Raw genomic sequence first — 17,427 nt, 5'->3', positions numbered from 1 at the left:
AGCTTTTTAAGATGGATAAAAATGCAAATGTCTCATTATCAAAAAAATATGCCTACTTAAAAAAGCTGGGTATAGTAAGGAAATTGAATTTAATATAACATTAACTGAGTATGAGCAAAATTAATTATCAATTTTTTCCGCGTTCTCAAGGAATAAATAATAACATCAGACAAGTTATAGATTGTTTTATAAAGGTTCAAGATGAAATTAATTCTGAAAAATTTAATCTTAAAAGTAACGAAGTTTTACAAAAAGTGCAATCAGGCTTAATTGAATTAGGGTTTAAAGTAGAGATAAGTAAATCTCAGAATGACAAAATTGATGTTCCTGTTTTATTTGGATTGGATAACAGAATTGATAAATCATTTAATGCAGATGCCTTGAGTGCAGATGGGAAAATTGTAATTGAGGTTGAAGCGGGAAGAGCAACTGAAAATAATCAATTTTTGAAGGATGTTTTTCAAGCTTGTATGATGTATGAAGTTGAATATCTAATTATTGCAGTTAGAAATATTTACAGAGGACATAAAGATTTTGAAATAATTTATACATTCCTTGAAACATTATATATTTCTAATAGATTGCATTTGCCTTTAAAAGGAATTCTTCTAATCGGGTATTAATATGGGAGAAGGCTTAGAGAGTTTTGTGAAAAATACATTCTCTAACGCATTTGGCATCGATGATAGAAACGAGAAAAACAAAATTTATAATCAATACTTTTCATATGAGGGTTCTAAAAGGACTCCTCCAGACTTGATGTTAAGAGGTGGTGATGCTTTAGAGATAAAAAAAATCGAAACACTTACTACAGAATTGCAATTAAACAGTTCACACCCTAAAGCTAAATTATTTTCTAATAGCACATTAATTAACAATCATTGCAGAACTTGTGAAGAATGGGAAATCAAAGATTTTATTTACGTTGTAGGTCATCTACCCAAATCTAATTATTTATCTTCTTTGTGGTTTGTTCATGGAGAGATTTATGCCGCTGATGAAAGCGTTTATATCGGTTTAAAAAATTCTGTATCAGAACTACTAGAAAGTTCGGATCATATAAGTTTTTCTCCAACAAATGAAATTGGTAGAGTTAACGCAGTTGATCCTTTGAAAATTACTAATTTAAGAGTTAGAGGAATGTGGTTATTACAACCACCATACAAAGCTTTTGATTATATTCATGAATATGACAAAACAGCTAAATTTCAAGCAATTGCAATTTTATCTACAAAAAAATACTTAACATATCCATCTGAGAGTAGAGCAAAAATTGAAGCTTACGAAAAAATAACAATTAAGGATATTAGAGTTAATAGTCCGAATAATCCTATGGACTTAATTGACGCAAAATTAATAACATTTAAGCGTTAAAATACCAACCTAATAGATAGGAAAACATAATTGAAAAAAGACTAGTATCCAACAGTAGTTTGGTGAAATAGCAAAGGAAAAAGCAGTTCTTGTATGGAACTTTTGTGCTCCGAGGTCCCCGGCTGAGCCAAGCTGCAAAATGATATATGCCATCACCTATATCTAACTATATCGCCTTTTGAGGTTGGATACTAGCTAATTTTTCAATTCAGTTTATACCACTGAATATTTGATAAGGGCTGTCGGCGCTGTGCATGCTTTACAGGACCGTAATATTTGCTCAAATAGTCAAGAACGATTGGTTCTGCTTCACCCAAATCCCAAAGCTTTTGTGTTCTTTGCATCCATCGAATTCTTTCTAACCAACCTTCACGAGAAGCTCGGAATTGCAAAATCATTTTACTCGAGTGACAGCCTGTACATTGCGCTTTTACCATGTCTAATTCTTTGGCAATTACAAGGCCTGTTTCAGGGTCTAATCCTTTGGTCGAATCTACGTAAATAGCTTTTGAACTGTATTTTTGTGGCGTAATTTTTCCTAGGGAAGCGAGGTAAGCCATAGAAAGCATTGTCGCTACTAACATGATTTTTTTCATAAGATAACAATTGTATTAAACCACTTTAACTGCGATTCTATGACATGAATTATTGAGATACCCTGCTGGATTCCAGGCAGGAATGACCATTGGCTGAGAGATACCCTTAGCATCGGTAGCTTTTGCCCAAACTTCATAATATCCTTTTCTTGGAAATTTTACCTCTGTTGACCAGTGTTGCCAAGCTAATCGATTTTTAGGTTTTTGTAGGCTAACCTTTTGCCAAGTTGCCCCAAAGTCTATCGAAATTTCCATTTGACTCACTTCCAAATCGCCCGCCCATGCATGTCCTCTCAAGCTGATAGTTTTACCATCATCAACCATCGCACCAGTTTTAGGATAGGTAATAACCGATTTTACAGGCATTGATTCTATAATTCTGTAATCGCTATCGGGTGCTTTTCCACCTGGTTCAATAGGGTACAAAGGCACTCGATAATGGGTACCATCCATTTTTTCACCATCGTGAACTTTGTTACGTACCACAATTTTTTCTAACCATTTTCCTGAAACAGAAGCAGGCCATCCACCAAGAATCAATCTTAAAGGATACCCATGCATCAAAGGAATTTCTTGTCCATTAACAGCCCATGCTAATAAACTTTCATCTTCTAGTGCTTTCTTTATTGGAACACCTCGAGAAATCGTAACCTTTTTAGGGTCGCCACTCAAGTGAATATCTTTGCCAAAATAACCGATATATACAGCATCATCCTTAATTCCGACTGAATTTAGTACGTCTTTTAGACGCACACCTGTCCATTCGGCACAATTAATAGCACCTTCGGACCATTGATTGCCTGAAGCTTGTGGCACAAAACCACTTCGACCATTCCCTCCACATTCTAATTGAATTTGGTAAGTGTATTGCTTAAACTGCTTTTTGAGTTGTTCTAATGTAAAAGTCTTTTTGGTTTTAGCCGATTCTCCTTCAATAGTAAGTGTCCATGATTTAACGTCGATATTTTCTGGAGGATTTCCGTTATTTCTTACAAACATTTTGTCCAGAGGAGTAACCTCATCATCTAAAAGATGAGCTGGTGCCTCGATGTTCCATGGACGATCGCTCAAAATGGTCATTTCCTTATTTTTTTTGAGCGTATCAAGCGGATTCTCTTCTAGCGAATTTAGAATAACAGGAGTATAGCCTTTAGGCATATTGTTGGCAAAAACGATTTCAGTACCAAGGACAGTCATAGTACTTGTTCCAATAAGTTTTTTCAAAAAGTTTCTTCTTTTTTGCGTCATGGTTAAATGAGGGCTTTGTACAATTTTTGTAAATATAAGGAACTTTCAGGAAGAGTGTATAATGATTTGCGTTAGTTGTATATAAGTCTATAGGATAGATAGGGTATGACTTTGGCGAAAAAGATATATTCTACTTACTGAAAGAATTACTTAGTTATATTTTTGCGATTCCAAGAAGTATACGTCTAAAATTGCTTTTGGGCGGGCAAGATATTCGCGAAGATAGGTTTTGTAGCCAGAAGGTACATCTTGGGCAGCAAATGCTACTGCATCAACTCCTAGATGTTGTGCTAAAAACAAGGCTCTAGCATTGTGCGTGGGTTGTGAGACAATCGTAAATTTCTGCTGATTAAATACTTTTTTACAACGAACAATTGAATCATAAGTTCTAAAACCTGCAAAGTCTAAAATCATGACATCGTAAGGCACACCTAGTTTAAGGAGCGCTTGACGCATATCTGCGGGTTCATTATAAAAGATAGAATCATGATTGCCACTTAGTATTAGATATTTGACTTTACCTTCGTGATAAAGTCTTGCTGCAGCTTCGATACGATAACGGAAGAATAAATTTTCTTTACCCTTAGTGACATTTTTACTTGTTCCAAGCACTAGTGCAAAATCATTGGAAGGAAGGTTCTCAATATTATAATAATTATAATTTTCTGTAGAAAAAACAATCCAGATGTTACTCATCAAAACTAAAATAATTCCCATGAAACCCAATGCAATAAGCCCCTTAATCACCCTTTTGATAAATCGGGTAAAATTAAGTGGTTCTCGAATCGCTATTTCAAGGGTACTTTTCATATAGCTTTGGTACAACTTTATTTCTTAAACTAAACTTTTCCAAAACATGATCCAAAATCCATGTACGAGTCATCTAACCTATTTTTTTAAAAATACCATTCTTATAGATAACGCTGAAATCCGTAGGATATGTTAATGAAATTGTTAAATTTTTTGTAAGAAAAGTTTAAGTTTCGGTCTTAATATTTAGTTAATATTGAAAGTATTTCCCTAATATATAAAAAAAAAGTCTGATAACCTCACCGTACTGTAGGGTACACGGTTGAATTATCAGACTTTTAATAAATGGAGTAAAAATTAGAATAATCCTAATTGTTCTCCACTTCCTGAGTCGGAGTTTTCAGGAAACTCAATTTCTTCAGGCTCAACTAATTTTGCCACAATAACATCGTTAGCTTCTGTTTTATCCTCATCTCCAATACTTTCAGGAACGGAAACTTCTACAATTTTAGGCTCTAATGGTTTTATTGCTTGTACTTTATGGGTACTAAGTTTACTACCTAACGCTTTCCAACCCCTGATTTCTGCTACCTCGTCTAGGGCAATCTCTTCATGCTCGAGCGGAGCGCCTTTTTCATCCTTTTTGAAGGTTAGCTCAATACGAGGATAAACATCTACTGAGGCAAAATGCAGTTTTGAACCCTTTTCATCCGAGATAAATAAGAATTTCTTATCAACTGTTGTTGTTTCTATTCTAAATCGTTTGACGTAATACAACTTGCTAGCTCCATCATAGTATACCGCCGAAATGATGCTCTCTGGTACAAATTTGATTAAAACAGCAATATCTTTTGGCTCGTAACGATTGGTCAATTCAAAATTGGTTAACTCATATTGACCGTCATTGTAGATGACTAAAATATGGTCTTTGGCTTCAAAATTGCCTAAGTATTTGCCATGCTCGTCGCGGTTTAGACGACCAATAGTTGGATCATACCAGATATCGAGACCACCTAAAGTAGAAACCCCCGCAGATTTCTGAACAATTTTTCTGACAGGATATTTTGTCAAAACATTGCCCATCGAGTCACGACCTTTGATGAGTAGGTCTTTGAAATCGTATTCAAATTGCTTGACACGAGCGGTACAAGATGCCGTTAGGTTGACTTGAATTACCTCTGCCTCACCGTTATCGTTCGCTGTAAAATACAGTACTTTAGATTTAGGATTTCCTGCTGTTAGGTCATATACTCTATCTCGAGTGACCGCAGTAATCTTGAAACGTTTGATATAACTTGTCCCTGATTTGGCATCAAAATACACCAAGTTGTAGACTTTGCGATCATCATTCTTTTTAAAGACAGAGCAGTAAATAATATCTTTTCCGACAAAAACCTTATCTTGAATTTTGGTTACCACACAAGAGCCATCTTTTCGGAAGACAATAATGTCATCGATGTCAGAGCAATCCATTACATATTCGTCTTTTTTTAGACTGTAACCAATAAAGCCTCCCTCACGGTCTACATAGAGTTTTTGGTTGGCCGCTGCAACTACAGCTGCTGTAATGGTATTGAAATTTCTGATTTCTGTTTTACGTTCACGCCCCTTGCCATATTTTTTGAGGAGCATTTTGTAATAATCAATGGCATAACGGACCAAATTGGCAAGATTATCATTTACCTCGTTGAGTTCCTCCTGCAATTTGATCATCAATTCATCGGCTTTAAAAGAGTCGAATTTAGAAATACGTTTGATACGAATTTCCAATAGACGAAGTAAATCTTCCTCTACAATCTCACGATAGAATTGTGGTTTATAAGGTTCTAATCCTTTGTCTACTGTAGCAACTACCTCCTCGAATGTTTCACAAGTTTCAATATCGCGATAAATCTTATTCCGAATAAAGATTTTTTCGAGTGAACTAAAGAGTAATTTTTCCAATAACTCTCCTTTGCGAATTTCGAGTTCTTGCTCTAATAGCTCTAAGGTTTGGCGTGTACAAACTTTTAGAATTTCGCTAACGCCCACAAAATGCGGTTTATCTGCGATGATCACACAAGCGTTAGGCGAAATAGAAACCTCACAGTCGGTAAAAGCATAGAGGGCGTCGATGGTCACATCGGGAGACGTGCCAGGTGCTAATTGAACCTGAATTTCTACCTCTTTTGCTGTGTTATCTATTACCTTTTTGATTTTGATTTTTCCAGCATCATTCGCTTTGATGATGGATTCGATCAAACTGGTTGTAGTAGTAGCAAAAGGTATTTCTTTGATAATGAGCGTTTTCTTGTCTAATTCTTCTATCTTGGCACGCACACGGATTTTTCCGCCACGCATACCATCGTTGTAATTAGATACATCGATTAAACCGCCTGTTAAAAAATCTGGATAGACTTCAACATTTTTATTTTTGAGAATATCAATCGAGGCTTCGATTAGCTCCACAAAGTTGTGAGGCATGATTTTGGTTGCCAAACCTACTGCAATACCCTCAACACCCTGCGCTAATAATAACGGAAATTTTACGGGTAAGGTAATCGGTTCTCTCTTACGACCATCGTATGACAATTGCCATTCGGTTGTTTGTGGATTGAAAACCACATCCTGTGCGAACTTTGACAAGCGAACCTCGATGTAACGAGCTGCCGCTGCGCTATCTCCTGTACGAATGTCGCCCCAGTTACCTTGGCAATCAAACAATAAATCCTTTTGACCCATGTTTACCAAGGCTTCGTTGATAGAAGCATCCCCGTGAGGGTGGTATTGCATAGTCTGACCGATTACATTGGCCACTTTGTTAAAGCGACCATCATCCATTTCGTTAAGGGCATGTAAGATACGGCGTTGTACGGGCTTTAGACCATCTTCTACTGCTGGTACGGCACGTTCCAAAATTACATACGATGCGTATTCCAGAAACCAGTTTTCGTACAACCCAGCCACTGCCACTTGATCATGTAATGCCTCTTCGCTTTTCGTGTTCTTGTTTTCGTCGAAATTTTCTGTCTGATTTGTGTTTTCCATTACAGCGTATTCTCAAATTTTTTAAAGTAGACTTAGGACCAAACATAATATAGTTCAGTTTTGACGGCTTTGGTCATAAGCTTACGTTTGTTGCTTTTTTACAAAACCCCAATTTACGGAAAAAATATGGGTAAAAAAAATATCTACTCAGTCTGTATTTTGAAGAAATGGCTAAGAAAACGGGCAATTTGTTGGTTTGATGAAAATTAAATCTCTAAAAATTGTTCAAGAAGGGTAATTTTGTAAGTTTTGTCATTTTTTTGAACAATTGCATACTGATATTTCCCTTTAGGAAGATTGCCACTAATAAAGGTGGTAAAGAAGCCATCACCATAATATTTTCCTCTGAGGAGTAAATCAGCTTTTGAGCCATGTTTGTGTTCAACAGGAATTAAATAATCAGCTCTTTCAGAATGCAACATTATAAATGTATCATCATTGTAGGGAAAAGATTGAGCTTCTATTAAATATGAAACCAGTGTAGTTGGATTTTTGGCATCTTGAATGATTGTTGTCGTCGGTATAACAGTCAATCGAAGTGTCGAATCTTTCTCTATTTTAATATTGGGATTCTGGAAGGAGTGCAGAACATCTAGATCAAAGTCTGTATATCGGCTAATTCCCTCATGATACGACAGTGCTAATGTTTTAGCAATATTATGGTTAAAAGCAGGAGATTCTTTGAATATAAAGCCATTCGTTCTGTAGTTGAAAGCTTCGGCACGCTGGTTGTCGAATTGATATTTCAATTTGAGTGTTGATGAATACCAACCGAACAGGTTAATCGTAAATGCTAGGAAGATTGCTAATATTCCGAGTGATTTTTGGAGGAGTTTGGGAGTATTGAGTAATAGTGTTAGATACAACAAGGCTATTGCCCAAAGTGAATTATGCGCATAACGATTGTCTAATCCTGCTGAAGCACCTATCCAAGCTCTGCTCAATGCGACTAAAATTGAAGTGATCAACAAATAGCCAAAGCAAGCTACAAGAAATAAGTTACGATCATCTACGTTAGTTTTAGTTTTCAACAACTTCCAGAATAAATATTTTCCTAAAACAAGAATAAGAGGCACGACAATGATTGCTCCAATAATAGTGGCTATGATATTTGATACAACATAGCGGTTTGTGAATTGCCAAGCAATACTTCCCCAGAAGGTGAAAAGACATCTGAGTAGCATATCAATATGTTGTAAGCTTTGCGAAACATTGGAATTTTGCCCACTTCGATATTGATAAAAATAGAAAGAAATGAGAGCTATCGTAAAAATAGTCCATTTGAGTAAATCTTTCGTTCGCCCAGTAAGGAATAGCATAAATCCCGCAATTAGGAGACCAAATAAGCCATTGCCGTGAGTAAATGTTAGAACAAATCCAACTATGAATGAACCGTAAAAGTATTTCCTATTAGGATTCGTAATGAGCCAAAACAATAGCATTGCCCAAAACAAATTACCTACCTGCTGAAGTACTGAAATCGTCCAGTAAATATTTTCGTGAGCAATAGGTTGGAATAGTAAGAGTGGGATGGGAAGAAAATACCAAGCCGATATTTTAAGTTTTTCAAAGAAAAGATTGAATATCCAACAAATCCCAAAATAGTAGAATAAGGAAATAGTGTTGAATGTTTTCCAATTAATAAAACCTTCGATTTTATAAGCCAAAAGAGTAAATAATCGAGGAAATATTATTCGGTGCTCGTTGTGTAAATCAATTAGAAGTGAAAATTGCTCTTTAAAACTACTAGCTCGTTGGGAATCTGTAACATATCTTAGTAGGTGGTAGTCGTCAGCAAAGAAAAAATTATAACAGTAATTTTGTAAAAAAAAGATAAATAATGCGAATAAAAATAATGATAACCAGAATGCAGATTTTTGTTTTTTCATTGGGTGTAATTTATAAAATTATTAAGTGAGAGTAACATTAATCATGATGATTGAATCAAATCAATCATTTCGGCGATCATCATTGCAGTTGCCCCCCAAACAGTATGACCCTGAATGTCAAAAAAGGCAGCTTCAACTTCTGTGCCTCTAACATTCAAAGTTTTTTTACCAATATTGGCTGGGTCTAACAATTCATCAAGCGATACTTCGACTACTTGGTCTACTTCTCTAGGGTCTGGGTAAAACTCAGGTCTTTTTTCCATGTAACCAATGACTGGTTGAACATAGAAGTTTGAAGGTGGAATGAATAATTTAGAAATTTCACCCAATACTTTCACATCAGTAAGACGAACCCCAATTTCTTCTTGGGCTTCTCTCATAGCTGTTCTTATCAGATTTTCATCTTCTCTTTCTTTTCTCCCTCCTGGAAACGCCATTTGTCCTCCATGAACCCCGTCGTATGCTGGCCGTAAAATCAAAGGGAGATATATTTTTCCTTCATGCGGGTAGAACAAAATCAAAACGGCACTTTGTCGAGTTTTTTCGTTAGGACCTAACTTAAACTTTAACCTCGAACTTGATGCCATACGAATATGGGCACTCTCACCCGGAAGAGGTAATGTGAAGCGCTGTCTCAAGTTGTTGATAAAGTGATTGAAGTCAGTCATAAATTATCTCAATAGCAATGTCGATTGTTTTGTTATTAAATAGAATGTATAAAATTTATATAAATTAGTAGGAAATGAGCATATATACAAACTTTAGCATTGTCATGTGGGTAAGATAATATAATTATATGACAAATAAATCACCATTTCTGTTTAAGATAAAACTTGATTTTCTGTCCTTTCAGTTGAAAATCAAACGCTTAAAATAGCCCTAACCGTTTAATAAAAAGTTATTTTTTTCTTCTTTCAAACGATTAGAGCTAGGTTTTATATTTGGGTTACAGATGGTAATGGCTATTAGGAGCGTATCGAGTGACGAGTTGTTCCGCACATCGTTCTCCATCCATCGCTGCCGACATAATACCTCCAGCGTAGCCAGCTCCTTCTCCACAAGGATATAGTCTTTTAACATTGACGTGCTCTAAACTTTCTTTATCTCTCGGAATGCGTACTGGAGAGGAGGTACGACTCTCGATACCAATAATCTGTCCAAGATTGGTTCCGTAACCTTTCATTTTTTGACCAAATTGTTTGATACCATCTTGAAGAGGCTTTCCAATATGTGGAAACAGTACATCGAGCATATCGGAACTACTCAAACCTGGTTGATAGGAAGTTTCGAGGAGTTCTTTTGATACTTTTTGTTGTAAAAAATCACCTACTAATTGTGCAGGTGCCACTTGCGTGCCGTTCATCATTTGACAAGCACGTTGTTCTTGTTCTTTTTGCAATTGCAAACCAGCCAAAGCACCATACTCTTTGTATGGCTCAAGGTCTATGTCGTTCACAGCTACAACCATTCCCGAATTGGCAAATTTTGAATCTCTTCGAGAAGGTGACATTCCATTAACTACCAATTCGCCTGGTGCTGTAGCGGCAGGTACAATAAATCCACCTGGGCACATACAGAAAGAAAATACGCCTCTTTGAACACCCTTAAAATAAGTTTGTGCAACCAAACTATATGACGCTGCAGGTAAATACTGTCCTCGTTCTTTACGATGATATTGAAGCGAATCAATCAAACTTTGAGGGTGTTCTATACGCACTCCCATAGCAAAAGGCTTGGCTTCGATATAAATATTTCTATGTTGACAAAGTTCAAAAATATCTCTAGCCGAGTGTCCTGTAGCTAAGATAACGCCAATTCCCTTTATTTCGCGACCATCTCCTAGAACAACGCCTTTGAGGGTGTTTTGTTCAAGAATAAAATCAGTGACTTTGGTTTCAAAATGAACTTCTCCACCAGCATTTTTAATGCTCTCACGAAGTTCTGCTACAATTTTAGGGAGTTTGTTGGTGCCGATGTGAGGGTGTGCATCTACCAAAATTTCTTCGGTGGCGCCGTGAGCTACAAAAATTTCGAGAATACGGCGAATATCCCCACGTTTTTTACTTCTTGTATAGAGCTTACCGTCTGAGTAAGTTCCTGCACCACCTTCTCCAAAACAATAATTTGATTCTGGATTTACGTAATGATCTTTGTTGATGGCAGCTAGGTCACGACGACGAGTTCTGACGTCTTTTCCTCTTTCAATCAAAATGGGTTTAACTCCCAGCTCAATCAAACGTAACGCAGCGAATATACCAGCAGGACCAGCTCCAACAATAATGGCTTGCGGGGCGTTTGATACATTAGGGTAGTCTTTGGTAAATTCAATCATCGAGGTTGGTGCCTCATTTATAAAAGCTTCGACTTCTACATTAACTTTTACCTGACGACCTCTGGCATCAATGGAGCGCTTGATGGCTCTTACATGAGCCTCTTCAGTTGTTGAAACTTGAAGAATATCTTTTACCTTGTTAACGAAGTTATCTTGGTCAAATGCAATTTCTGGTTCTAACACCAGAGAAAGTTGTTTTTTCATCTTTGGTAAGGTTTTTATCCTTAAATTTTTCACAAAATAACAAAAAAAGAACGATGTTTCCTTATTCCCTAGGCATTTTTGATTAGTAAGAGCGAATTGTGAAGATTTTAGGAAAAAGAAAGTAGTGAACCAGAAAATTTCTCTCATTTCATCGTTTTCTTTGAAATATAGAACTGAAATAGCCCAGTATTTATTTTCTGATTATTAGAAAAGTTCAAAATAAACCAAATACAAATTATGCTCAGAGAATTGAGAAATAAGCTTCCAATAATGGTACTTTGTTGGATGGTTTTGATGAGTGACTTTTCCCATTCATTTGGTCAAAATAACTTTGTTTTTACGCCATCAACCAGCAAAGGAACTATTAATTGGCAACAATTTCCGAACTTTTCGTTGCCATTTTTGAACGTTTACACAGGGCCTAGAGTTGCCAATGATGTTCAAGAACCTTTGAAGCATGGCTTTAGTCATTTGGCGAGATATAATCAATTTGATTCGGATTTACCTGTAAAAAACCGAGCATTTCTATGGTATGGAGTTGCTAGTGTTGCTGGGCAGCCTTGGTATGAATTGGAAAGTCCTTGGGATAATAATCTGGCATCGTATCAATCTTATTGGAAAGGTAGTATGCAAAGTTTTGCCAATGAATTTAATAACACAAGAGGGCAGACATTTCCGCAGTATGATTTTTTAGTATTAGATATTGAAAGAGAAAGACCTACCAACAATAGTATTTTGACCTTGAAGCAATCATCAGGAGTGTCGCAAAAGTATAAAAACCTTTCAGATTCGGTATTTATTGAGCGTTATAAGCGTGATATAATGAATTTGTATGCGCAACCTATGAGCTATTTATGGGATAGTGGTTTTCCTAAAACTACAAAAATTGCCTCTTACAGTGATGCTCCCATCAAAAATCAAGAATTTCCCATTGGCTATTCTTGGAAAGCGATTTTGGATGATCCTACTGCACTAAACTACTACATGAAAGACTCCCTTACCCAGAAAGTAGGAGGCCCATTTTATGCGCAAAATACCCACTTGACTCCTTCGGCTTATTTGTGTTATGAATATCGTAATTTCCCCAATTACAGTAATGTCGCTTATCAATTGTTTCAAGTAGAGGCAAATCGTGCCCGCAGTAACAAGGATATTATTTTGTTTGAGTGGCTGGGCTATAATCGCTGCCAAAACTCTAATTATGCCTTTAATCAATCATTGCCCAAACATTTGATTGAAGCTCAGGCGATTATGCCTTACTTTTCTGGAGCTAAAGGTATTTTTCTTTGGGAAGGCCCACTTGCCAGACAGGATACCATGAACCTTAATAAATATGAGTATTTTGTAAATGGCTTATATCGCTTGTCTGCTTATAAAAACTTTTTTACAAGAGATTATTCTCTATATATCCCTAAAACCGCTTACCAACATTTTCAAGAATATGATCCTATTTGGCGTGCAGTCATCAAGGGTGATAGTGTTTTGGTGGCGGCAGTCAATGAGTTTGCTAACGATAATGCTACCACAAACCTCAATATACGGATTGGTTCATGGACCAAAAATATTGCTTTAAAAGGAAAAGAAACCTTTTTACAAGCTTTTGCGTTGGAAAAGTTTACTGAAAAAATATTGGTGTATCCCAATCCGAGTGTTGGCCCTTTTAACCTTGAATATCAAGGTTCGGGCTCAATCACAGGAACGGTTCAATTGTATGATTTACTGGGTAATATTAGATTTGAAGCAAACTGGGATGATTTGACCAATGAGAGTTTTGTTGTCAATCGTCGACTTATTAATCCTAAATTGCCAACTGGCATCTATATATTGAGAGTAAACAATCAAGGACATTTGATGGAGCAAAAAGTGTTCTTGACGAATAATTAAGTTTTGCTTAGTAATAGTGTTGGATGAACACATTTAGAGCATAAATCTTTAATTTTGCCTCCTTAATTTTAAAAATGGTACATTCTTTTCAAGCATTTATTTAATCTTATACTTAAAATACAACCATTTTTATATCAAAAATTATGAATCGATTAGCAAAAGAAACATCTCCTTATTTGTTACAACATGCACACAACCCTGTAGATTGGTTTCCATGGGGCAAAGAAGCACTTGACAAAGCAAAGGAGGAAAATAAGCCAATTCTGGTCAGTATTGGCTATTCAGCATGTCACTGGTGCCATGTGATGGAACGTGAGAGCTTTGAAAGTGAAGAGCTTGCAGCGATTATGAATGAGCACTTTGTGAGTATTAAGGTAGATAGAGAGGAACGTCCCGATGTGGATGCTATATATATGGATGCGGTTCAGGCGATGGGAATTCAAGGTGGATGGCCGCTTAATGTATTCTTGATGCCCGATGGAAAACCATTTTATGGGGGAACCTATTTTCCTCCTATGAATTGGAAAAAGCTTCTTTATGCGGTAAGCGAGGGATTCCAGAACCATTTACCAGATTTACAAAAATCTGCGGAAGGCTTTACTGAGAATATGTCATTCTTGGAGTCTGTAAAATACGGCTTACAATCTGACGAGGTTGGCTTCAATATGGATGATTTAGAGTCCATGTACCAAAAACTATCAGGTACTTTCGACCCTCAATGGGGTGGTTTTGAACGTGCTCCAAAGTTTCCAATGCCTTCGGTTTGGTTGTTTTTGTTGAGATATATTCAAGCAGGGGGAGAGAAAAAAGAGGAGGCTCTTGCACATTTACGATTGACCTTGAGTAAAATCGCCAAAGGCGGAATTTACGACCAACTGGGGGGAGGTTTTGCACGCTATTCGGTTGATGGTGAATGGTTTTGTCCCCATTTCGAAAAAATGCTTTACGATAATGGTCAGCTACTGAGCTTGTATTCAGAGGCATATTCCTTGACAGAATTACCGCTTTATCAGCAGGTTATTTTCGAAACTATAGATTGGTTAGAACGTGAAATGTTAAGTCCAGAGGGTGGATTTTACTCTGCACAAGATGCTGATTCTGAAGGCGTAGAAGGGAAGTACTATGTGTGGACTCATGCCGAAATACATCAGGTATTGGGTGAAAAAGCTGATAAGTTTTGTCGTGCCTATCAGGTAAGCATGGAGGGCAACTGGGAGCATGGGGTAAATATTCTTTGGAAAAACCATACATTCTTAAATTCTGATTTTTCGGAAGAAATTGCGCTTTTAATGGCTCACAGAAACCAACGCATCAAACCAGGGCTTGATGATAAAATGTTGTGTTCTTGGAATGGATTGGCTCTCAAAGGTCTGGTGGATGCCTACAAGGTTTTTGGCGAAGAGAAGTTCTTAGATTTAGCCTTGAAAAATGCTTCCTTTATCGAAAAATATTTGTTGAATGACAATCAGTTATGGCATTCTTACAAAAACGGAGAAGCAAAAATTACAGGATTTTTAGAGGATTACGCCGCTGTAATTGATGGATTTACGAGCTTGTATCAAGTTTGTTTTGAAGAAAAATGGCTACATCTTGCCGAAAAACTTTCCCTGTATGTTTATTTAAACTTTTGGGACGAGCAGGATGAATTGTTTTTCTTTACCGACAAAAATGCAGAGGCATTGATTGTTCGTAAAAAAGAGATTTTTGACAATGTGATTCCTAGCTCAAACTCCATGATGGCTAAGAATTTTTATACGCTTGGGTTGATTTTAGATAGAGAAGATTTTATCGATTTGTCAAAATTGATGGTTGGCAAAATGAAAGATATGCTTACCAAAAATGTCGATTATCTAACCAACTGGGCTTGTTTGGCATCTCAATTAGTGACCCCAACAGTCGAAATTGCCATAGTTGGAGAGGAGTATTTGACTTTTAGAGCTAAGATTGACCAAAAGTATTTTCCTAATAAAGTCTTATCGGCTACTAAAGATAAGAGTGAGCTTCCGCTGCTCGAACACCGAACAGCATTTGATGGGCAAACCAACATTTATGTTTGTTTTAACAAAGCATGTCGCCGACCTGTACAAACTGTCGAGGAGGCTTGGGAACAAATTTTATAACTCGAAGATGGTCAGCCAAAAGGTTGACCATTTTTATTTTATGGCTTTTATTCCTTAATTTGAATAAATTCAAAAACCTATTGCGCCATGAAAACCCTATTTCTTCGAAGTCTTTTTATTCTACTATACTTTTCTTGTCAATCATTTGCCCAACTCAGTCGCAAACAAGGGAGTGCCCAATTGGGTATCAGACCTATGGCTAGCTTGGTGTCTTTGGGACTACCTCAAAGTATTCCTGTTTCAGATGGTTTTTCTTCGAGTGCTCTCAGTAATATTCCTAAACCATTTTTTCCGCTACCTATCAATTTTACTGTCAATAAAAATGGCGGAACAGAAGCATTTGGTCTTGTCGGTACTTTTGGTTTAGGGCTGAATTATCAAAAACTATTTCGAAACAATCGACTTTTTAGACTCGAGGTGGGTGCACACTATACCAAGTCTCCTCATAGCTATGCGCTCGATGACAACATTAAGTTTTTTATCAAGGGAAAAGAGGCTAGTTCTTGGGTAAATACCATCAGTAATACAGGTTTTTGGGGAAGTGTCATGTATTCATCTATTTCGAAAGGAAGAAGAGGTTTCGGTGAATTACGTAATTATCTTGAACTCGGCGTACAATCGATGAATTTTCAGTCAAAATCTATGCAAGACTCTGACACATGGATCTATGATGGCAAGGGATTTACTTTACAAAATACCATTACAAACCCCAATAGCTATTTGTTTTTTGTAGAGATAGGAAAAACCTATTGGCGACCAGCCGACGATGGTCGAGCCTTGAACTTCGGCATACGATTTGGCATTCCATATCAGGCTATTTCTGAAACGAAATTTGTAGGATATGCACAAAATCAACCAGTCGCAGGGCAAACACTTCGAGAAAATACTGGTATGATTTCGCTCCAAATGAGCTATGAATTGCCTGTGGTTCAATTACAAAAAGCAAGGAAACCTATTGCTCAATCTCTTTGTGAGATACAGCGTAAAGTGGTGATAAAGAAGCGCTTTCAGATTGCTCAAACTACCATTTTGTTATCTCTTTATGACCACGAAAATGAGGATGGAGATATTGTATCGGTCTGCTGGAATGGAAAATATTTGATAGAAAACTACACTTTGACCAAAAAAACTAAAGTACTTGAATTACCCATGAGTCCTGTCGGTCAAAATATCCTAACTGTTTATTCAGTCAATACAGGAACAGAGGGAGCCAATACTACGGCTATTTCTTTTGAGAATGGAAGCAAAAAAGAGGAAATTCTACTCTATGCAGATAAAAAATACTCAGAGGCGATAGAGTTTATCAGAAAATAATATTACTTAAGTGAGTGTGCAAAATTAAATAAATTTTACCCGTAATAGGCGTTAGGCTTAATGCTTACGGCTTATTGCCTAAAGCCTACTGCATACCTTATTTAATCCTATTGGGATTTTCATTGATAAAAGCTGCCCAGCCTTTTTTCGTACCCTTATTAGTTGCCATAATATTATTGCCATGAAAATGATGACATACTGCAATCCCCAAGGCATCTGTAGCATCAAACATTTCTGGCTCTAATTTCATTTTCAACAAATGGTCAAGCATACTTGCAACTTGTTCTTTGGAAGCATTTCCGTTGCCTGTTACAGATTGTTTGACCGTTTTGGGAGAATATTCTACAATCGGAATTTGTCTGGAAAGGGCGGCAGCCATTACCACGCCTTGCGCTCGTCCAAGTTTGAGCATTGATTGTACGTTTTTCCCAAAAAATGGTGCTTCAATCGCCATTTCGTCTGGCGAAAACTCTTCGATAATCCCGATGATTCTTTCGAATATTTTTTTTAGTTTCAATTCCTGTGTAGCATATTTGCTCACATTGATTACACCGTACTGCAAAACTGAGATATTTCCACGTTGCACCAATATCACCCCGTATCCCATAAATCGGGTGCCGGGGTCAACTCCTAAAATGATTTTCTCAACAGACTCTGCCATGTAAAGTGTAACTTTGTTTCAAAATTGA

At 36.8% G+C, this 17,427-nt stretch carries 13 protein-coding genes; 5 read left to right on the top strand and 8 right to left on the bottom strand.

Translation table 11 applies throughout. From position 1 onward, the window contains the following. Positions 1–110: 110 nt before the first annotated feature. Together GVN22_RS16205 and GVN22_RS16200 are read left to right on the top strand one after the other, a co-directional pair. The gene (locus tag GVN22_RS16205) at positions 111–623 is read left to right on the top strand and encodes a hypothetical protein (protein ID WP_166552055.1); all 513 of its coding nucleotides are present in this window, start codon (positions 111–113) and stop codon (positions 621–623) included. A gap of 1 nt (position 624) precedes the next feature. Further along, on the top strand, positions 625–1,374 hold the full coding sequence (locus tag GVN22_RS16200) for an NgoPII family restriction endonuclease (protein WP_166552054.1): 750 nt from the start codon (positions 625–627) through the stop codon (positions 1,372–1,374). A 203-nt stretch (positions 1,375–1,577) separates the two neighbouring features. On the opposite strand, the gene GVN22_RS16195 is transcribed toward GVN22_RS16200, so the two are convergent. The 7 genes from GVN22_RS16195 to GVN22_RS16165 form a co-directional block, all read right to left on the bottom strand. Further along, positions 1,578–1,970: a hypothetical protein gene (locus GVN22_RS16195; RefSeq protein WP_166552053.1), complete on the bottom strand. Its 393-nt coding sequence runs from the start codon at positions 1,968–1,970 to the stop codon at positions 1,578–1,580. Between the two features lie 15 nt (positions 1,971–1,985). Further along, complete coding sequence (locus GVN22_RS16190; protein WP_166552052.1) at positions 1,986–3,218, bottom strand: sulfite oxidase; 1,233 nt, start codon at positions 3,216–3,218, stop codon at positions 1,986–1,988. 150 nt (positions 3,219–3,368) lie between these two features. Then, positions 3,369–4,028 carry a vancomycin high temperature exclusion protein gene (locus GVN22_RS16185; RefSeq protein ID WP_205690927.1) on the bottom strand — a complete coding sequence of 220 codons (660 nt, stop codon included), beginning with the start codon at positions 4,026–4,028 and terminating at the stop codon, positions 3,369–3,371. Between the two features lie 297 nt (positions 4,029–4,325). Beyond that, positions 4,326–6,995 carry a DNA gyrase/topoisomerase IV subunit A gene (locus GVN22_RS16180; RefSeq protein WP_166552051.1) on the bottom strand — a complete coding sequence of 890 codons (2,670 nt, stop codon included), beginning with the start codon at positions 6,993–6,995 and terminating at the stop codon, positions 4,326–4,328. 206 nt (positions 6,996–7,201) lie between these two features. Beyond that, a complete protein-coding gene (locus GVN22_RS16175) occupies positions 7,202–8,884 on the bottom strand; it encodes a hypothetical protein (RefSeq protein ID WP_166552050.1) in 1,683 nt (560 codons plus the stop codon). 41 nt (positions 8,885–8,925) lie between these two features. Then, a complete protein-coding gene (locus GVN22_RS16170) occupies positions 8,926–9,552 on the bottom strand; it encodes a CoA pyrophosphatase (protein WP_166552049.1) in 627 nt (208 codons plus the stop codon). Positions 9,553–9,830: 278 nt separating this feature from the next. Beyond that, complete coding sequence (locus GVN22_RS16165; RefSeq protein ID WP_166552048.1) at positions 9,831–11,420, bottom strand: NAD(P)/FAD-dependent oxidoreductase; 1,590 nt, start codon at positions 11,418–11,420, stop codon at positions 9,831–9,833. A gap of 237 nt (positions 11,421–11,657) precedes the next feature. On the opposite strand from GVN22_RS16165, the gene GVN22_RS16160 reads away from it, so the two are divergent. The 3 genes from GVN22_RS16160 (at position 11,658) to GVN22_RS16150 (ending at position 16,738) form a co-directional block, all read left to right on the top strand. Continuing rightward, positions 11,658–13,304: a T9SS type A sorting domain-containing protein gene (locus GVN22_RS16160; protein ID WP_166552047.1), complete on the top strand. Its 1,647-nt coding sequence runs from the start codon at positions 11,658–11,660 to the stop codon at positions 13,302–13,304. Positions 13,305–13,447: 143 nt separating this feature from the next. Then, positions 13,448–15,424 carry a thioredoxin domain-containing protein gene (locus GVN22_RS16155; protein ID WP_205690926.1) on the top strand — a complete coding sequence of 659 codons (1,977 nt, stop codon included), beginning with the start codon at positions 13,448–13,450 and terminating at the stop codon, positions 15,422–15,424. Between the two features lie 87 nt (positions 15,425–15,511). Next, positions 15,512–16,738, top strand: a complete 1,227-nt coding sequence (locus GVN22_RS16150) for a hypothetical protein (RefSeq protein ID WP_166552046.1) — start codon at positions 15,512–15,514, stop codon at positions 16,736–16,738. 97 nt (positions 16,739–16,835) lie between these two features. Here the strand turns inward: GVN22_RS16150 and ruvC are convergent, their stop codons facing one another. Continuing rightward, complete coding sequence (gene ruvC / locus GVN22_RS16145) at positions 16,836–17,399, bottom strand: crossover junction endodeoxyribonuclease RuvC (protein ID WP_166552045.1); 564 nt, start codon at positions 17,397–17,399, stop codon at positions 16,836–16,838. Positions 17,400–17,427: the final 28 nt, after the last annotated feature.

The organism is Cellulophaga sp. BC115SP, from assembly GCF_009905545.1.
Lineage (GTDB): Bacteria > Bacteroidota > Bacteroidia > Cytophagales > Spirosomataceae > Flectobacillus > Flectobacillus rivi.
Note: the sequence above shows the minus strand (reverse complement) of the source record. Positions and strands in the feature narration are given on the sequence as shown.

What these genes read in the sequence shown, in the direction of transcription:
- GVN22_RS16205 (WP_166552055.1), top strand. Translation starts at nt 111, where the DNA reads ATGAGCAAAATTAATTATCAATTTTTTCCGCGTTCTCAAGGAATAAAT.
- GVN22_RS16200 (WP_166552054.1), top strand. Translation starts at nt 625, where the DNA reads ATGGGAGAAGGCTTAGAGAGTTTTGTGAAAAATACATTCTCTAACGCA.
- GVN22_RS16195 (WP_166552053.1), bottom strand. Translation starts at nt 1,970, where the DNA reads ATGAAAAAAATCATGTTAGTAGCGACAATGCTTTCTATGGCTTACCTC.
- GVN22_RS16190 (WP_166552052.1), bottom strand. Translation starts at nt 3,218, where the DNA reads ATGACGCAAAAAAGAAGAAACTTTTTGAAAAAACTTATTGGAACAAGT.
- GVN22_RS16185 (WP_205690927.1), bottom strand. Translation starts at nt 4,028, where the DNA reads ATGAAAAGTACCCTTGAAATAGCGATTCGAGAACCACTTAATTTTACC.
- GVN22_RS16180 (WP_166552051.1), bottom strand. Translation starts at nt 6,995, where the DNA reads ATGGAAAACACAAATCAGACAGAAAATTTCGACGAAAACAAGAACACG.
- GVN22_RS16175 (WP_166552050.1), bottom strand. Translation starts at nt 8,884, where the DNA reads ATGAAAAAACAAAAATCTGCATTCTGGTTATCATTATTTTTATTCGCA.
- GVN22_RS16170 (WP_166552049.1), bottom strand. Translation starts at nt 9,552, where the DNA reads ATGACTGACTTCAATCACTTTATCAACAACTTGAGACAGCGCTTCACA.
- GVN22_RS16165 (WP_166552048.1), bottom strand. Translation starts at nt 11,420, where the DNA reads ATGAAAAAACAACTTTCTCTGGTGTTAGAACCAGAAATTGCATTTGAC.
- GVN22_RS16160 (WP_166552047.1), top strand. Translation starts at nt 11,658, where the DNA reads ATGCTCAGAGAATTGAGAAATAAGCTTCCAATAATGGTACTTTGTTGG.
- GVN22_RS16155 (WP_205690926.1), top strand. Translation starts at nt 13,448, where the DNA reads ATGAATCGATTAGCAAAAGAAACATCTCCTTATTTGTTACAACATGCA.
- GVN22_RS16150 (WP_166552046.1), top strand. Translation starts at nt 15,512, where the DNA reads ATGAAAACCCTATTTCTTCGAAGTCTTTTTATTCTACTATACTTTTCT.
- ruvC (WP_166552045.1), bottom strand. Translation starts at nt 17,399, where the DNA reads ATGGCAGAGTCTGTTGAGAAAATCATTTTAGGAGTTGACCCCGGCACC.